This window comes from Caballeronia sp. NCF2 (assembly GCF_023631205.1).
Taxonomy (GTDB): domain Bacteria; phylum Pseudomonadota; class Gammaproteobacteria; order Burkholderiales; family Burkholderiaceae; genus Caballeronia; species Caballeronia zhejiangensis.
Window position 1 is genome coordinate 1 of the sequence record NZ_JALQDN010000027.1, and the last position, 2360, is coordinate 2360.

Consider the following 2360-nt stretch of genomic DNA (forward strand, 5'->3'; position numbering starts at 1 on the left):
TATTGAGACTTACGTAAGTCATGACATCTATATGAACGCATCCCTTTTGCGCTAGTTTTTGTGTGTTTTGACGTCGGACAGGATGGGGTTGCGGCTCTATATCCGGCCTTGTTGCAGCTGGTACTGTTCGCTGCGGGCCCCTATGAAATCCGCTGACTCGCACCTCATTCACCACGCGAGCTCAATGCTCTACATGTCATACAGGTTTAGCGAGTCCTGGTCCTACCTGGCTTGTCATCACACTCGATTTCCAACGCAACCTTTCGTCGTTCACCTTGTGTAAAAGTCAACTGTCTACGCCGTGCGTGTCATTCAGGCTGGCTTCGCGCTGACGAATTCCCTCTGATAGGGCCGGTCGTGAGCCAATACAGCCCAGATCGTGCGCGCCATTTTGTTGGCCAGCGCAGTGACTACTACGTTGTATGGACGACGTTTGCAGATCTGCTCGATCCATGGACTTGGCTCTTTGGCATGGGTCAGTACGCTGCGCGCGCCATGAATCAGCAGGGTGCGCAGATAGGTGTCGCCCCTCTTGCTGATGCCGAGCAGATTGACCTTGCCCCCCGAACCTGTTTGCTTCGGCACGAGACCGGCCCACGCGGCGAACTCGCGCCCCGATGTAAAGGCCTTCGCGTCGCCCATCATCGCGACTGCCGCCGTCGCGCTCAGCAGGCCTACGCCAGGGATCTCGCTGATCGCCTTCACCGCCCGGTCTTCTTTGACCCATTCGCGCATACGCCGCTCGATCCCGGCAATCTGCTCATCCAGCTTCGTCAAGCCATTCCACTGCTCACGCAGCGTATCGACCAATGCGGCAGGCAGACGCTCGGCGATCCGGCCGAGCACCGCCGGTATCTCACGGTTCAGGGCTGCTCGCCCTTTGCTCATCACTTCGCCGTATTCCGTCAACAATCCACGCAGCGCATTGATCTGCATTGTGCGGAACTTCACGAGTTGCTCGCGCATCCGGTGCAGCGCGAGCATAGCCTGTTGCATTTCGGTCTTTACCGCGACCGGCTTGCCGGGCTGCTGGACTGCCAGCCAGATCGCCCGGGCGTCTGCCGCGTCGTTCTTGTTGCGGATGTTGAACGCTTTCACAAATTCCGCCGGCATCAACCTTACTTCATGGCCCATCTTTCTGAGCTGCCTCGCCCAGTGGTGTGCACCACCACATGCTTCCATCCCGATGAGGCAGGAGGCACGGTTCGCAAAGTGCTGAAGGAACTTCGCCCGCTTGACCGCTTTGTTGACGATCTCGCCTGTTTCAGGGTCAATGTAATGCACTTGAAACACCGTTTTCGCGATATCTACACCCACCGCAGTGCAATTCATTTGGATGCTCCGGTTGGCCTGGAAAGTCTCATATTTTGCACGTGGGCACAGTGATGCCGCCCGGGCTCCACGGGGATCCACGCTCCGTTACTTAGCCGCTTGCGGGTGGGACGCGTTCATTTCAATTCACCACAGCTCGGCTTGTTTCCAACATGCGGCGATGATCGATTTGCGCTTCTGCCCGCTCTTGAGCTTATTGCGAGCGGTGTACTTCAGTTCAGCGAGGTTGTCAGGACAGAAGTTGGCCAGGGCGTGCCGCTTAAGCCAGGCCCACAAATACTCGACCGGATTGAGGTCTGGGGCATAGCCGGGCAGCAGTGCCATCTGTATTGCTCCATGCGTGCTGTCGAGATATTCGCGCACCACGCCGCTTCTGTGCTGCGCAGCGCCATCCCACACGATCAACAACTTGCGCTTGAACTGCGTGCGCAACGCCTTGAGAAATTCCACAATCTGCGCGCTCTTGATTGCGCCATCGTGCAAGCGAAACAGGAAATTCGCGCGGGTGAGGCCGGCGATGGCCGAAACATGCTTCCAGTTGAAGTGAAACTGGATGACCGGCGTACATCCCTTGGGCGCCCAGGTGCGCGCGCGCGTGGGACGCTCCGAGAGGCCCGATTCATCAATGAACACGATCAGTCGTCGTTCGGCGGCACACTTTTTTTGAGCGCAGGCCAAGTTTTGCGCTTCCAAGTCAGCACAGCTTGCTCATTGCGTTCGATGGCCCGGCGCTCTGGCTTTTGCGAACTGAAGCCCAGCGCGCCCAGCAGTCGCCAGACATGGACCTCGCTGAAGGTGATGCCATACAGTCGCTCGATGAGCGCCCGTACGCGTCTGAGTGTCCACAACTCGGCACCGAAACCGTGTGCCACTGGACCTTGCAGCAGCGCCACGCGCAAGCTCTCCAACTGGCCCACATCCGACTGCGCTGGCCGGCCCGTGGTCATGACGCGTAACGCCTCGATGCCGCCTTCGTCCAGACGGGCCTTCCATGTGTATGCCGTCTGCCGCGCCACGCCAACGGCCTT

General features: G+C 58.6%; 2 protein-coding genes. Both read right to left on the reverse strand.

Features of this window, described 5'->3' with window-relative positions; genetic code table 11:
* Positions 1-312: 312 nt before the first annotated feature.
* Positions 313-1332, reverse strand: coding sequence for an IS110 family RNA-guided transposase (locus tag NCS02_RS11075; protein ID WP_175983302.1), 1020 nt, complete (start codon positions 1330-1332; stop codon positions 313-315).
* Between the two features lie 126 nt (positions 1333-1458).
* A protein-coding gene (locus tag NCS02_RS11080) for an IS630 family transposase (protein ID WP_250523090.1) occupies positions 1459-2360 on the reverse strand; the annotation gives its coding sequence in 2 pieces (ribosomal slippage) (positions 1459-1985 and positions 1985-2360; 903 coding nt annotated over the 2 pieces). This gene is flagged as partial in the annotation.

What these genes read in the sequence shown, in the direction of transcription:
- NCS02_RS11075 (WP_175983302.1), bottom strand. Translation starts at nt 1,332, where the DNA reads ATGAATTGCACTGCGGTGGGTGTAGATATCGCGAAAACGGTGTTTCAA.